We start from the raw sequence: 13629 nt of genomic DNA on the forward strand, positions 1-13629 counted from the left end.
CTCAGAATGAATATATTGCAATTGATTGACATACCTCTTTTTGTTGAGGATCTTTTTCGATGCGGCCAGCTTTTATTTAGTGTTGATAGTATTTTAAGGGAATCATTCGTCCATTAATTTTAAAGTAATTTCCGCTAATCGCTTCCCTAAGGCTTGGCAGAGATTTTTTTCTTCTGGGCTGATTGGCCACTTACTTTTGCAACCAGCCATATGGCTGGGCCCGTAAGGAGTCCCTCCGGTGGTTGTGGTAAATAATTCAGTTTCGGTATAAGGTAGGCCAACAATAAGTGCGCCATGATGGAGCAAAGGCAGCATCATGCTGAGAAGCGTAGTTTCCTGGCCCCCGTGCAAGCTGGCCGTAGAAGTGAAAAATCCAGCTGGTTTACCGATAAGCGTGCCGGATTGCCATAGCGCGCTTGTTGTATCAAGAAAATATTTTAATGGAGCGGCCATATTTCCGAATCGCGTAGGACTACCTAGGGCTAGAGCGGCGCACTTTTTTAGATCGTCGTGAGTGACGTAGGGAGGCCCTGATTGGGGAATTTCAGGTTCGACAGCTTCAGTTTTTGGAGAGACAGGAGGAACCATGCGAATTCGTGCCTCAATTCCATTAACCTTTTCCACTCCTCGCGCTACGTATTCGGCCATTTTAGCAGTGGCACCGTGATGGCTATAATAGAGTACTAACACAAATGGCATCTTTGTAAAACCTTTGATTAAAACTACTAATATAAGCCTAAAAATAAAACTTCGCTAGGGGCTAGAGGATAGGTGATTGTATTGCTAGACAGAATTCGCCTCCCGATTTTTTTGTTAAGGCTCGTTTGTTGTTGTAAAACCTAACTTTTGGCATGATAGATCAATTTTTAGCGGATTATAAGGAAAACGACAGGATGAGGAAAATTTAGCGATTCGTGAAAAAAGTGGGTCTTGCGCTTGCTTATCTTTATCGTCGTTTCCATGAAGAGGGGTATGCCTATCGCGTTACCGCTTTGGTTTATACAACTTTACATTCATTGGTTCCTTTAGCGATTGTTGTTTTTACACTTCTTTCTTTCGTTCCTGCTTTTCAAAAGGTAGGAATACGTATTCAAGATGTGATTTTGGAAAACTTTATTCCTACTTCAGCAGATAAGATATGCTTTCTCAATATTTAGATCAATTTACGAAAAATGTGATTGGCTTATTCATTATAAATATTCTTTTTTAGGTTTAGTAGCCTTGCTACTTATGTATAATTATTAACCGAGCATTTGTAGCTATTTGGCATTTCGAACATCGTTATCAATTTTCATTGCATTTTTTAATTTATTTTGTTGTTTTATTGTTGTCGCCATTTTTATTGGTTGCGCTCATGGTTTTAGGAACGTTTTTGATACAAGCGCCCTTTGTGGCAAGTTCGATTGGTTTACCCTATGTGCAAAAGCATTACTTTTATTTATTTTACCCTACTATATTAACGTTTATAACATTCACGGTATTTAATTGGGTGCTTCTTTCTGTTAGAGTAAAATTGTCTCATGCTATAATAATTGGAGGGATAGTAACAAACAACTGTATTATTTGAATTAGGAAAATTTGCTTTTGCCTTGTATTTAAATTTGTTTCCCACCTATCGAGTATTATATGGGGCCTTATCAGTAATACCTATTTTCTTAGTATGGTTATATGTATCTTGGACGATCATCCTGCTTGGAGCAGTGGTTAGTAATATAGTGGCTTGTTGTCTTCCGGAGAAATACCGTATTCCTTTAGATGTTAAATTAAAAAACACAGATGATCATGAAAATTTTTCGTTTATTTTGTTTGTTTTTTTTGTTTTCTCTAGTTTTTCCGACCTTTACGCTTCGTTTTCTCTTACCGTCAAACGAAAACAATTTATTTGGGAAAATTCAATTCGCCACTGTCCAAAACGGAGATACATTTTCCTCGATTGCCCAGCATTATGATGTTGGTTATTACGAACTCGTAGAAACCAATCCCGAAGTTGATCCGGATCATCCGATACCGGGAACGGTTTTAATTATTTCAACTCAATATTTATTGCCTCACATTCCACGAAACGGCATCGTCATCAATTTAGCCTCTATGCGTCTCTTTTATTTTCCGCAAAGAAAGAATTATTTTTATACTTTTCCTGTAGGGATTGGAAAATTTAATTGGTCTACTCCGTTAGGAAAGTTGCAGATAATTCAAAAAATTAAAAACCCTGTTTGGGTTGTTCCTGACAGTATTTTTCGTTATCGTCAAGAACAAGGCGATCCAGTACCAAAAGTGGTCCCTTCCGGTCCCGACAATCCGCTAGGTTATTATGCGTTGCGCTTATCCGAACCTACTTATTTAATCCATGGTACAAACGATCCAGGAAGCGTGGGCCGAAGAAGCAGTGCAGGTTGTATCCATTTGTATCCCGATGATATTAAAGCTCTGTTTAATATGGTGAATCTAAATACCCCCGTTTGGATTATTAATCAACCTTATGTGGTCGGTTGGAATGAGGGGAAGCTGTATATCGAGGCCCACCTACCTTTGGAAGAACAACGCAAAAAACTATTGGCAAATACTTCAGAAATAGTCACAGGACTTGTTAATAGTCTTTCAAAAACAGATGAGGCGGCTTATCAAATTGATTGGCAGAAGGCGAATGAAATCGTAAAAGAACACATTGGTGTTCCGACTTCTGTCAGTTATGCGACGACTGGATTTTAGCGCATATACATGTCTATTCGATTAACTACATAGGCGCTCGTAAAAGCCGCTGCTGCATCCCCAAGCATTTCACTGTTCTCATAGAGCCTCACTCGGATCTTGGGAAAAAAATTGATGTCGGTCCAAAAATGAAGATATTTCTAGTAATTTCTTCTGCTGCCATTGGTAAGTCAGATAAAATATATAATTTAAAAATGGAATGAGCTGTCTTCCAAGTATTTGACGGAATTTCTTTGACGAGAGTATTTTCTTGCAGGGTCTGATAGAAAGTAAAGGTGTTCTTTCTGTACGACATTGTTCATTGTTCTGGTTTTTTAAAAAAGCTTAAGACGCCTACTCCGAAGGGGACTAAAACTGTTGGCGCAAATTTAAATAAGTAGCTAAGAATCTCATTATTTTGAAGAAAAAATCTCAAAGCGGTAATTAGCAGCGAAAAACTTACGGTTGTTTCAATTCTTTTACGTTGCAATCCAAAACGCCCAGAAGCATTAATAGAAGCATTAATAGAAGCATTAATAGAAGCATTAATGACCCCCGCATGGCGCCCGAAATATTTTCTTTGCTAAGGGTTTCTAAAATTTCGAGGAAAGATAAATTTTTCTTCAAAAGAAATTCTTTGTATATATGTTTCATGAGTGGATCGAATAAATCGGGACGCTTAAAGTAAGGGGCTTTTAAGAAATTGAAAAAAATCTCGATCTGATAATTTTTCGAGTTTTTCTGCTAATGTGCTATAAAAAATAGCTATAGCAGCACGTTGATACCGAATGTCACGACTCTGCGAAGTATAGGTGCGTCGATTATCCCAATCCACACGATATTGAATGGGGTAGGAAGAACCATCAAAAATAACTTCTAGTGCTGCTAGATAAATTTCTTCTAAAGCTAGTATTTTCGGTTCCTTATTAACTTTAAGTGTACTTCCAATGCTTAAAGTAGCAGATACTATACCTGCAAAAGCGATTACTAATTTGGCCCATTCATATCGACAAAGAATACCCCTCCCGCTTATAGAGTGTGGACAGAAATTTTTCAACAATATCGGACATTATAAAGCCAAAAATAATATCCCTAAAAACGGAACCCAGGCGTTTTGGCAGCACTATGGAATTATTTGCATAAATCTGCTCATAGGAACCTTCATTAGCAGAGATATAACAAATCATGAAACTTATCTTGGCTATTCCAAGCATACAATTCCAATAAAAGGACGTTGGATTAGCGGATGAAGGATCGCCATCAAATAATTTAAGAAATCCCTGTGGCGCAAACAGTTGATCAAGGAGAGTCAGTTCATGGGAATCCTGAATATGGCGAGAATTATTCTTTAAAAAGCACAATGAAAAATTCACGAAATTTATTTATTTCCTATCCTACAATTTCTCCATTGGTCACGGTAGGAACGGTAGAGGATAATTTATTAAGAAGGTTCCGCAATAGAAGAATGCAGCAAAATCATATTTAGACCCTAAAAAACCTCTCTGGGAACAGTCTGCAACCAGGAAACGTCTTCTGCTGAAGTTGGAAGTTGTTCAAAAATATAATAAAGTATGGCGAACGTAATTACTTCTTTAAAGAGAGAATAGAAAACATCTTTTTTTTGTAACACAGTCTCATTTTGCGATTCCCTTGGGATTTGTGATTCTACTTCTTTCAAGGGCTCTAACAATGCCTGTCTATTTCTCGGACGGGATTTTTTGCCCAAACATACAGAATATTTTCGATGAGACTGATAATAATTAAAGCTTGTTTTTGTTACTTCCAGCGCTTGCGCTTGAAAGAAGCTCAATCCCCCCCTGAGGTGGTGGCGAAAAAGACATAGCGAGGCCAACCTGTGGGTAATTTATTGTATTTCAGAGTAAACCCGATATTTGGGAGGGCGATAATCGCACTGGAAATGGCGCTCATCATTTTGATAAATAGAGAAGTATTTTGTTGGTGAGGAATCTGTGCGATTATCGATTGATCGAAATTATCAAGATCGAAAGAAAATTCTTCCGGATATTCATTTTCTGAAGTAGTTTTTTCAATAGTAAGTTCCACTACTATCCGAGACTCTCCGTCTTCCGTTTCTGTTTCAATTTCGAGCTCTGCATTTGGTGTCGAGACAAAAAGTCCTACATTGAGTTCTGAACTATTTTTTTCTAAAGGCATTGCTATTGCAACGGTTCCATTTCTATCTGCCAGAGTATCTAGATGTATAGAAGTGGAAGGTTCTTTGGGTATCAGGCTCATCAAATACGATCAGTTCAGAAGTTACAGTTTCCATTGTAGCTTGCTCAGAAGATTCCTATAGTGTTTAAGTATCAATCTTTTCTAAGTTTTGTAGGCTGGTTATTAAATTAGGATTTTCAGTAGTACGCATGATCTTTCTCGAAGGTTATTATTGGTTTGCGAGTACCAAGTCCAATTAATTCTACCACCGCTAAAAAATTTATCGGAATTATCCATTGATACGTCACCCGAAGTATATTTTAATGGTGACAGAATTAATTAGATGGTTGTAAGTAGGGGTATGATAACGCCTAGGTCTTAAAGAAAGTTAAAATAAAAAGTTTATTTTAAGAGGGTGGATTTTGAGTCATGAGTTCTACACTGTTGGCGCCGGCATATTTCAGTAACACCATCATTTGAACGACTTTTCCATAGTCTACTTCCTTATCACCTTTCACATAGATTTCTTGTTTTTGATGATTTTGGTTAGCCAATTGCAAAGCTGCGGCGACTCGAGTAACTAAATCCTGAGTTGTAATTGGTTGAGAGGGTTTTTTTGCAATATTAAGAAAATAACTCCCGTGACTATCAATACTGACAATGATGGGGGCTTCTTGCTGCGGAGAAAGTGTTTTCGCAGCGGCTTGCGGAAGCTTGACATTAACGCCTTGTGTTAAAAGCGGTGCAGTTATCATAAAAATAACCAATAAAACTAACATGACATCAATATAGGGAACCACATTGATCTCAGCTAATGCTCGCTTGCGCATTTTTTTCCCTTACACTATAAGATTTTCGATGTAATAGAATTAAAAATTCTTCTTGAAAATTATCGTAAGCTTGAGTTATTTGTTCTAACCCGTTGGTAAAGCGATTGTAGGCAATTACAGCGGGTATAGCAGCGAAAAGCCCTACGGCGGTTGCAATTAAGGCTTCTGAAATTCCAGGAGCTACCATGGAAATAGTAATCTGTTGGACAGCGCCTAAAGCTCGAAACGAGGTCATTATCCCCCACACCGTCCCAAACAATCCCACATAAGGACTGGTTGAACCGACTGTTGCTAAAAAATTCAAATTACGTTCCAAAAAATCTACTTCCCGTCTTTGGGCAATACGCATGGCGCGTTGCGTTCCTTCTAAAATGGCCTCCGGATTGGGATGGGATTCTTGTCGCAAACGAGAGAATTCATTAAGTCCAGCGAAAAAAATGCTAGCCGTACTTGAGAGCTTATTCTTTTTTTCTGAGAGTTGATGATATAGCGTAGTTAAATTGCTCCCGGAGCAAAAAAGATGTTCGAACTTTTTTATTTCTTTGCGAGTTTGGAGTAATAAGAGAATCCGTTGAAAAATAATGGCCCATGAAGCAATAGAAGCCAGAAATAAAAGAGAAATTACGAGTTTAACAACAAAGCTGCCATTACTGATAAAACTCCATAGAGTGGGTTCGCCCATTTTTTCCTCTCTGTTGTATAGATTGTCGATTGATTTTACCAGAGATGGTTGAGTAGAACACCTCTTTAACCTTTAGGTTTGCGCTTTGTCTGACGGGGAGTAAGTTCAGAACCTATGGGAGTAGTTTGAGGTATCGAAATAAATTCTTTCTGTTTGTCTTTGGGTACACCCGGAGAAGTGAAACTTCGCCAAAGAACAAGAAGGGTGAGAATACTGCCAATAATAACAAAATAAATAAACAAGCCTTGTGGCCCCCTGTTTCATGCATGAAACCAGGCGCTTAAAGGACCCGTTGTGCTACCGATACTGTAAGCGAGTAAGAGACCTTGGGTGGCGGCTACAGTATTTTGCTGTGTAAAGAGTCTAGGGTATAAGTAATGCTTAAAGGATAAATAGTGAACGTTAATCCGCCAAAGAAAAATAATAAAAATTAATAAGATATAAAGGGTTTGGGATGAAGGTATTGTGATTAAGATGCTCAAAACAAGCACTAAGACCACTACTATTAAAATCGCTTTACGGCGGTCTAAGGCATCTGAAATTTTCCCCATGGGATATTGGAGTAACATTCCGTCAAAAAATAGTAGCGTCCATTAAGACCGCAACATCATTGATACTTTGCACTTGGCTGATGTACAGGGGCAATAAACCGTAGGTGGCTCCTAGGATCAATCCTGAATAAAGACATCCAAAAACACCTAATGGCGATATTCGATAAAGTTGAAAAAAGTTTAAAGCAGAAGGCTCTTCAAAATGCTGGGTGGTAGTATGTGTCATTGTTAAAGGAATGACTGATAATGAGGATAAAAGGGCAGCCATAATGAAAGGAACAATGCTTTTCAAATCACTTAGGTGTAATAAAAAATTGGCCGAGTTCTTGTGCAGCGTAAAAAGAAATCATAATAGATAGAAAGGACTTGACCACGGATACGTTGATTACTTTTAACTAAATAACCAATTTTCTATGGTAATGAGAAGTCCGTTATGCAATAACCATTCAAAAGTCGCAATATTAGCCACCATAAAGGATTAAGATAAAGTGCTTGAAATAAAATAGTGGTAGCTACCAGTGAGGCAAAAGTAGCATACACATGAATATGTCCAACCCGAATAATAAAAGGTTCAATGTGAAAAGAACCAATAATGAGGCCAGCATAATAGGCAGCGGAAATGGCACCAATCATTAAAGAGGTAGTGCCATCTAAATGCAAATGCACAGTGACCTACCTAAGTTAAGAAAAAGCCATTTCCCACTGTAAGAATGATTAAGCTTATATAACGGAGAAATAACGCTGAGGAAAACTGAAAACATTTGGTAAATTCGTTGAGCATTCTATTTTAAAATTTAGTATTAACACACCCGTTCCTTAACGGGCAGTGACTTTGCAGATGATGATTTTTAGTTCTGACCTCTATTAGGCAAAAAATTCTATTGGACAAGATAGATAAGAGTTTAGGTTAGTCCTCGATGGCTAGTCGTTCTTGCGAAGCGGGAGGGTGAGGCGTGGGTAATTTAAAATGATGGTAGGTTTGTTCCGTAGCGATACGACCACGAGGTGTACGAAGAATAAAGCCTTCTTGAATTAAATAAGGTTCAATGACGTCTTCGATAGTGCCACGTTCCTCACAAATAGCCGCCGCGAGATTCTCGATTCCGACAGGCCCTCCTTGGAATTTTTCAATAATAGTGTGAAGTAATTTTCGATCCATCAAATCTAAACCACGAGTATCGACATTTAATAAATCTAGCGCCTCCTTAGCGATATTTTCGGTAATGATTCTGGAAGCCTGGACTTCTGCAAAGTCACGAACTCGCCGAAGCAACCGATTTGCAATACGAGGAGTGCCTCTGGAACGGCGAGCAATTTCTTGGGCACCCTTTTCCTCAATATGCGCCCCTAAAATGTTGGCTGCTCGACTTACTATACGAACTAAATCGTCGGCGCGGTAAAATTCCAGACGTTGGACAATCCCAAAACGATCACGTAGAGGGGAGGTCAATAGCCCTGCACGCGTAGTGGCGCCCACTAAAGTAAAAGACGGTAAATTCAATTTAATTGAACGAGCCGTAGGACCTTCCCCAATAATGATATCCAATTGGAAGTCTTCTAACGCTGGATACAATACCTCTTCAACAGCTGGATTTAATCGATGAATTTCGTCAATAAATAACACATCGTGTGGCTCAAGATTCGTAAGCAAGGCTGCTAAATCACCTGCTCTTTCCAAAACGGGCCCCGAAGTTTGTTTTAAGCCCGCTCGCATTTCATCGGCGATAATATGGGCTAGGGTTGTTTTGCCTAATCCCGGCGGACCAAAAATTAAAACATGATCTAAGGCTTCCCGCCGTTTAATTGCTGCACGAATAAAGATATCCATTTGTTCCCGTACAGCTAATTGGCCGATGTAATCATTTAATCGCCGGGGACGAATGGAATGTTCTACTACAGGTTCGCTCGGCTCAGCAGAGGTATTAATTAAGCGATTTTCCATGACTTACACTCTTGCTACTATTTTTTTTAATGCTTGGCGAATTAAGTCCTCACTCGTTAACTCTGGCTCCTGTACTGCATTGATGGCACGCTTGGCTTCTTTAGGTTTATAACCTAACGCAATTAAAGCGCTAATAGCATCTTGAGTGGAACTGGCAAGGGGTGTATTAGTTTCGTTATGAGAAATTATATTTAACTGCCAGCTTGTTAAAGCATCTTTTGTTTCAATAATTAAACGTTCCGCCGTTTTTCGGCCAATTCCTGGAATTCTTATTAATTGATGAATATCTTGCTTGATAATACAAGACACAAATTCATCTAAGCCAACACCGGACAATATTGTTAATGCTAATTTCGGCCCAACACCATTTACTTTAATTAACGCGCGAAATAAACGACGGTCACGTTCGTTATGGAAGCCATACAGTGTATGAGCATCTTCGCGAACAACAAGATGAGTATAAAGAACTATTTCTTCACCAATATCGGGGAGGCATTGAAATATCGATAAAGGTGCTGCGATTTCATAGCCCACTCCGCTCACTTCGAGTAATAAATAGGGAGGTTGTTTTTCAAGAATAATTCCTCGAAGCTGTCCGATCATGTATCTCTTCCTTCCTTAACTTATTTATTAACTAAAATTATGCTTAGTGAATTCGTCTTGGTTGAGAGATTTTTCTGCTCACAAAATTACTCAACTAAGGAAAATTTTTGTCAAGCCCGCATTAATTTTTCGGTCAAACGGAAACTGATTGCATGGCATAAAGCAATCGCCAATGCATCAGCCGCGTCGGCCGGTGGCACTTTTTCCAATTGTAACAGCATTCGAATCATATGTTGCACTTGTGCTTTTGTAGCCGCCCCATAGCCTACGACGGCTTGTTTGATTTGACGAGCGCTGTATTCAGAGACAGGTAAGGCATAAACCGCAGTAGCTACGAGAGCGGCACCGCGAGCCTGTCCCAGTTTTAAAGCCGATTGATGATTATGAAAAGTGAATACCTGCTCGATAGCGGCTTCGTTAGGTTCATGAGTAGCGATGACGTTACGTAATCCTTCCTCGATTTGTTGGAGTCGATAATTCAAAGATTCGCCCTGGGCTTTGATTTGCCCGAATGTTATACGACCTTGTCGAGAACCTTGTGACCAAATAATTCCGTAGCCGGTAACTTGTGATCCTGGATCAATGCCAATTATAATTCGCTTCGGTTGGGCCATTCCGCTATTCTAACACTTCCTCGGGATAATCTGCGTTAGAATAAACATTTTGGACATCGTCAAGATCTTCTAACATTTCTGTCAATCGCTCCATTTGTTCGGTACTTTTTTTATCCAGTTTAACTTCCGTTGAAGCGAGCACAGTAACTTCAGCATGAGAAGGAATAAGGTTGGCGGCCTTCATGGCTTCACGCACATTCTCAAAGACTTCAGGACTTGTTAGCACATCGATACTACCATCGTCATTTGTATTTACGTCGTCAGCATCAGCCTCCAAAGCGACCTCCATAATTTTTTCTTCATTATTTCCTGGATCAAAGGTGATGAGTCCTTGTTGTTTGAATAGATAAGAAACCGATCCTTCTGCTCCCAAATTACCTCCGCACTTGCTGAAGGCATGGCGCACTTCAGCCACTGTACGATTTCGGTTATCGGTTAAACAATCCACCATTACAGCTACACCGCGAGGCCCATACCCTTCATAACGGACTTCGATTAAATTATCGGCAGCTCCTGCTCCCGCACCACGTTTAATAGCCCGATTGATGGTATCTTTCGGCATGTTAGCATTAAATGCTTTATCGACTACGGCGCGCAATCGAGAGTTGTAATTTATATCTTCAGCTCCCAAACGGGCAGCTACAGTAATTTCGCGAATCAGTTTAGTAAAAACTTTGCCTCGTTTAATGTCCTGGCGAGCTTTCGTGTGCTTAATATTGGCCCATTTACTATGTCCAGCCATGATTCACCTATTTTCTATGTTTGCTTACTTTGAGGCCTAAAGTTTCTAATTGTTGAATTTCAACGGGAGCAGGGGCATTTGTTAAAGGACAGTGTGCCGTTTGGGTTTTTGGAAAAGCAATTACATCCCGAATGTAGGAGGCTCCGGTCATGGTGGCTACTAGGCGATCCAATCCAAAGGCAATGCCTCCAATGGGCGGGCACCCAAATTGCAATGCCATGAGTAAGTGCCCAAATTGCGTTTCGGCTACTTCTTTTGAAATACCCAGAATTTTTAATATCGTGTACTGCATGTCAATGTTGTTAATACGAATGGACCCACCCCCAATTTCGCTTCCATTAAGAACCATATCGTAAGCACGTGAGAGCGACGCCCCGGGGTCAGCGATCACTTTCGTGGGATCTGTGTCTTGGGGAGCCGTGAAAGGATGATGTAACACTTGCCAATCTCCTGCGCCTTCTCGTTCAAACATCGGAAAGTCCACAATCCATAATGGCTTCCATTGTCCTACATACAAATTGCGATCGCTACATAATCGGTCGCGCAAAGCTCCAAGTGATTCGTTGACAATTTTTGCTTTATCGGCCCCGAAAAATATCAGATCACCATTTTGTGCTTGAGTGCGATGTAGAAGCTTGGAAATGATTTGGTCCGATAGAAATTTCAGGATCGGGGATTGAAGTTCTTCGCGCCCGCGGTCGACACTTTCCACTTTAATGTATGCTAGTCCTTTAGCGCCGTAGATACCTACAAATCGTGTGTAATCGTCAATTACTTTTCGCGTTAATTCGGCACCTTTCGGTAAGCGTAAAGCAACTATGCGCCCCTGCGGATCATTGGCTAGCTCTTTAAAGACTTTAAATTCGACGGTTTTCATCAGATCCGTTACGTCGACAAATTTCAAAGGATTACGAAGATCAGGCCTGTCTGTACCGTAGTTTTTAATTGCTTCCGCATAAGTCATACGTGGAAAAGGATTGGGTAAATCCACATTTAAAAAAGTGGAAAATAAATAACGGATTAAGTTTTCCATCAGATCCTGAATATCTTTCTCTTCTACAAAGGCCATTTCCAAATCGAGTTGAGTGAATTCGGGCTGGCGGTCGGCCCGGAGATCTTCATCGCGGAAGCAGCGAACGATTTGGTAATATCGATCAAAACCCGCCACCATCAAAATTTCTTTAAAAATTTGTGGCGATTGTGGCAAGGCAAAGAAATGGCCGTGGTGAGTTCGACTGGGAACAAGATAATCACGGGCCCCTTCTGGGGTAGATTTAGTTAACATGGGAGTTTCTATGTCCAAAAACCCATGCTCATCCAAAAAGCGACGAATTTCCTGAATAATATAGGAGCGCATTTTGAGGCGGTGAGCCATCTCGGGTCGTCGTAAATCGAGATATCGGTATTTCAACCGCACTTCTTCGCTTACTTCTTGGTATTCATCGATATTAAAGGGCAACGGTTTGGATTTATTTAATAGAGTTAGATGCGTTGCCGCTATTTCAACTTCGCCAGAAGTGATATTTGGATTAGCCGTTCCTTCTGGCCGTTGGCGGACGCTACCTTTAACGCTGATGACATATTCATTTCGCAGGCTTTCAGCAGTTTTAAAGGCGGAAGGGCTGGCTGGATCACAAACAACTTGAACGAGTCCTTCTCGGTCGCGTAAATCGATAAAAATTAAATCGCCGTGATTTCGACGACCCTGAACCCAGCCTGCAAGAGTAATAGTTTGTCCAATCAATGCAGAATTAATTTTATTAGTGTAATGTGTGCGCATATTTTTCTCGGCTAACGACAAGCAGCTTTGAATAGTAGTGGGAGTTACAGGACGGATCAAGAGAAATTGCTAGGACACAATAATTCGGCGAGTTCTGTCACTTTCGCCAGAATTCACAAGGCCTTAGTGGATCGCTACTAGAGGTTCGTAGTTCTAATTTCTGGTTTTGAACCTGTTTGATATACCAATTTGTGGTAGAGGACCCCTTGGATCAAGAAAACATAGGGCAATAACCATACTAGTATAAAGATGAAAATTGCTACTCCCAATAGCCTCGCATAGGGGTGGATCATAGCGCCAATTATTAATGGAATGGTAGCAACAACAAAAAAGACATAAACGATTAACACCAGAAAAAGTACCTTAAACCAAAAATGCTTAGTGATTTGAAAGGAATTTATTAAGCTTTCCCAGGGGGTATGGTTTTTATCTACGATTAAGGGAATAACTAAAATAGTAAACACATAAACTAGAATAGAAGCTGCTCCAGAAAGTAAATAAAGCCACACGGCGTAACGACCAGCGGCATCAGCAATCACTGGAAGATGGAAAATATAATTTAAGATGGTGGCAAAGAATGTGATCAAAGCCATTCCAATCATGACTTGGAAGGTTTTATGGAAATATTGATATCCACTACCAGCGTTAATTTCCTCCCCTCGAGCTCGTTTAATCGCAGTCATCACCACACCAGAAAAGAAGGGCGCGATAACGATGCTATTTAAGATGGGCATAAAAAGATAACTGTAATGCACTAAAGGCGTTTTGGGGTTGATTTGGAATATTTTAATGACTATAATTTGAATAGTAAGAGAAGCGATTCCGATTAAAATCGCAATAGCCCAAATTGGCCATTTACTTCCGTTGACAAGTCGCCACGTTTCATTGAGAACGTCTTTAATTGCAAAATATTTGCCTCCAGGTAAGCTTTCCATGATGGTTCCCCTTTCGTTTGGATAAAGCCATTTCTTGGCAATGCTTTAATTATAGCAAATGATACGATTATAAATCGGGCGATGGTG

Annotated in this window: 20 protein-coding genes and 1 pseudogene; 4 read left to right on the plus strand and 17 right to left on the minus strand. The window is 40.0% G+C overall.

The window, feature by feature from the left end; genetic code table 11:
- Positions 1-102 precede the first annotated feature (102 nt).
- Positions 103-699, minus strand: a complete 597-nt coding sequence (gene wrbA / locus CleRt_RS01440) for an NAD(P)H:quinone oxidoreductase (protein ID WP_048874918.1) — start codon at positions 697-699, stop codon at positions 103-105.
- A gap of 215 nt (positions 700-914) precedes the next feature.
- Between wrbA and CleRt_RS11305 the strand changes: the two genes are divergently transcribed.
- From CleRt_RS11305 to CleRt_RS01450, 3 genes and pseudogenes are all read left to right on the plus strand, one after another.
- Positions 915-1157 carry a YihY/virulence factor BrkB family protein gene (locus CleRt_RS11305; RefSeq protein WP_235379133.1) on the plus strand — a complete coding sequence of 81 codons (243 nt, stop codon included), beginning with the start codon at positions 915-917 and terminating at the stop codon, positions 1155-1157.
- 405 nt (positions 1158-1562) lie between these two features.
- Positions 1563-1706 (plus strand): annotated as a pseudogene (locus CleRt_RS13030) (YhjD/YihY/BrkB family envelope integrity protein); the annotation flags it as partial.
- 70 nt (positions 1707-1776) lie between these two features.
- On the plus strand, positions 1777-2709 hold the full coding sequence (locus CleRt_RS01450; RefSeq protein ID WP_235379134.1) for a L,D-transpeptidase family protein: 933 nt from the start codon (positions 1777-1779) through the stop codon (positions 2707-2709).
- Positions 2710-3147: 438 nt separating this feature from the next.
- On the opposite strand, the gene CleRt_RS09805 is transcribed toward CleRt_RS01450, so the two are convergent.
- Together CleRt_RS09805 and CleRt_RS01455 are read right to left on the minus strand one after the other, a co-directional pair.
- The gene (locus tag CleRt_RS09805) at positions 3148-3315 is read right to left on the minus strand and encodes a hypothetical protein (RefSeq protein ID WP_157870786.1); all 168 of its coding nucleotides are present in this window, start codon (positions 3313-3315) and stop codon (positions 3148-3150) included.
- A 52-nt stretch (positions 3316-3367) separates the two neighbouring features.
- Positions 3368-3748, minus strand: a complete 381-nt coding sequence (locus tag CleRt_RS01455) for a hypothetical protein (protein WP_048874920.1) — start codon at positions 3746-3748, stop codon at positions 3368-3370.
- Between the two features lie 222 nt (positions 3749-3970).
- Between CleRt_RS01455 and CleRt_RS01460 the strand changes: the two genes are divergently transcribed.
- Positions 3971-4174, plus strand: coding sequence for a hypothetical protein (locus CleRt_RS01460; RefSeq protein ID WP_048874921.1), 204 nt, complete (start codon positions 3971-3973; stop codon positions 4172-4174).
- Between the two features lie 3 nt (positions 4175-4177).
- Here the strand turns inward: CleRt_RS01460 and CleRt_RS01465 are convergent, their stop codons facing one another.
- The 14 genes from CleRt_RS01465 to CleRt_RS01515 all read right to left on the minus strand — a co-directional run bounded on the left by CleRt_RS01465 (position 4178) and on the right by CleRt_RS01515 (position 13542).
- Positions 4178-4498, minus strand: a complete 321-nt coding sequence (locus tag CleRt_RS01465) for a hypothetical protein (RefSeq protein WP_048874922.1) — start codon at positions 4496-4498, stop codon at positions 4178-4180.
- Positions 4495-4944 (minus strand): hypothetical protein, encoded by a 450-nt coding sequence (locus CleRt_RS01470; protein WP_048874923.1) that lies wholly within the window; start codon positions 4942-4944, stop codon positions 4495-4497. Before CleRt_RS01470 ends, CleRt_RS01465 begins: the two co-directional genes overlap by 4 nt.
- A gap of 326 nt (positions 4945-5270) precedes the next feature.
- Positions 5271-5693: a protein TolR gene (gene tolR, locus CleRt_RS01475; protein WP_048874924.1), complete on the minus strand. Its 423-nt coding sequence runs from the start codon at positions 5691-5693 to the stop codon at positions 5271-5273.
- A complete protein-coding gene (gene tolQ / locus CleRt_RS01480; RefSeq protein ID WP_048874925.1) occupies positions 5671-6375 on the minus strand; it encodes a protein TolQ in 705 nt (234 codons plus the stop codon). Before tolQ ends, tolR begins: the two co-directional genes overlap by 23 nt.
- A 65-nt stretch (positions 6376-6440) precedes the next feature.
- The gene (locus CleRt_RS11315) at positions 6441-6617 is read right to left on the minus strand and encodes a hypothetical protein (RefSeq protein WP_235379135.1); all 177 of its coding nucleotides are present in this window, start codon (positions 6615-6617) and stop codon (positions 6441-6443) included.
- An 18-nt stretch (positions 6618-6635) separates the two neighbouring features.
- Positions 6636-6944, minus strand: a complete 309-nt coding sequence (locus tag CleRt_RS11320) for an MFS transporter (RefSeq protein ID WP_235379136.1) — start codon at positions 6942-6944, stop codon at positions 6636-6638.
- A gap of 4 nt (positions 6945-6948) precedes the next feature.
- A complete protein-coding gene (locus CleRt_RS11325; RefSeq protein WP_235379137.1) occupies positions 6949-7218 on the minus strand; it encodes a hypothetical protein in 270 nt (89 codons plus the stop codon).
- Positions 7219-7337: 119 nt separating this feature from the next.
- Entirely contained in the window at positions 7338-7592 is a 255-nt protein-coding gene (locus CleRt_RS11330) for an MFS transporter (protein ID WP_235379138.1), read from the minus strand.
- 241 nt (positions 7593-7833) lie between these two features.
- Positions 7834-8868, minus strand: a complete 1035-nt coding sequence (gene ruvB / locus CleRt_RS01490; protein ID WP_048874926.1) for a Holliday junction branch migration DNA helicase RuvB — start codon at positions 8866-8868, stop codon at positions 7834-7836.
- A gap of 3 nt (positions 8869-8871) precedes the next feature.
- Positions 8872-9471 carry a Holliday junction branch migration protein RuvA gene (ruvA, locus tag CleRt_RS01495; RefSeq protein ID WP_048874927.1) on the minus strand — a complete coding sequence of 200 codons (600 nt, stop codon included), beginning with the start codon at positions 9469-9471 and terminating at the stop codon, positions 8872-8874.
- Between the two features lie 110 nt (positions 9472-9581).
- Positions 9582-10085 carry a crossover junction endodeoxyribonuclease RuvC gene (gene ruvC / locus CleRt_RS01500; protein WP_048874928.1) on the minus strand — a complete coding sequence of 168 codons (504 nt, stop codon included), beginning with the start codon at positions 10083-10085 and terminating at the stop codon, positions 9582-9584.
- Positions 10086-10089: 4 nt separating this feature from the next.
- Complete coding sequence (locus CleRt_RS01505; RefSeq protein ID WP_048874929.1) at positions 10090-10827, minus strand: YebC/PmpR family DNA-binding transcriptional regulator; 738 nt, start codon at positions 10825-10827, stop codon at positions 10090-10092.
- Positions 10828-10834: 7 nt separating this feature from the next.
- Positions 10835-12667: an aspartate--tRNA ligase gene (gene aspS, locus CleRt_RS01510; protein ID WP_157870788.1), complete on the minus strand. Its 1833-nt coding sequence runs from the start codon at positions 12665-12667 to the stop codon at positions 10835-10837.
- Positions 12668-12744: 77 nt separating this feature from the next.
- Positions 12745-13542 (minus strand): hypothetical protein, encoded by a 798-nt coding sequence (locus CleRt_RS01515; protein ID WP_048874931.1) that lies wholly within the window; start codon positions 13540-13542, stop codon positions 12745-12747.
- Positions 13543-13629: the final 87 nt, after the last annotated feature.

The sequence above is a fragment of the Candidatus Coxiella mudrowiae genome (assembly GCA_001077715.1).
GTDB lineage: Bacteria > Pseudomonadota > Gammaproteobacteria > Coxiellales > Coxiellaceae > Coxiella > Coxiella mudrowiae.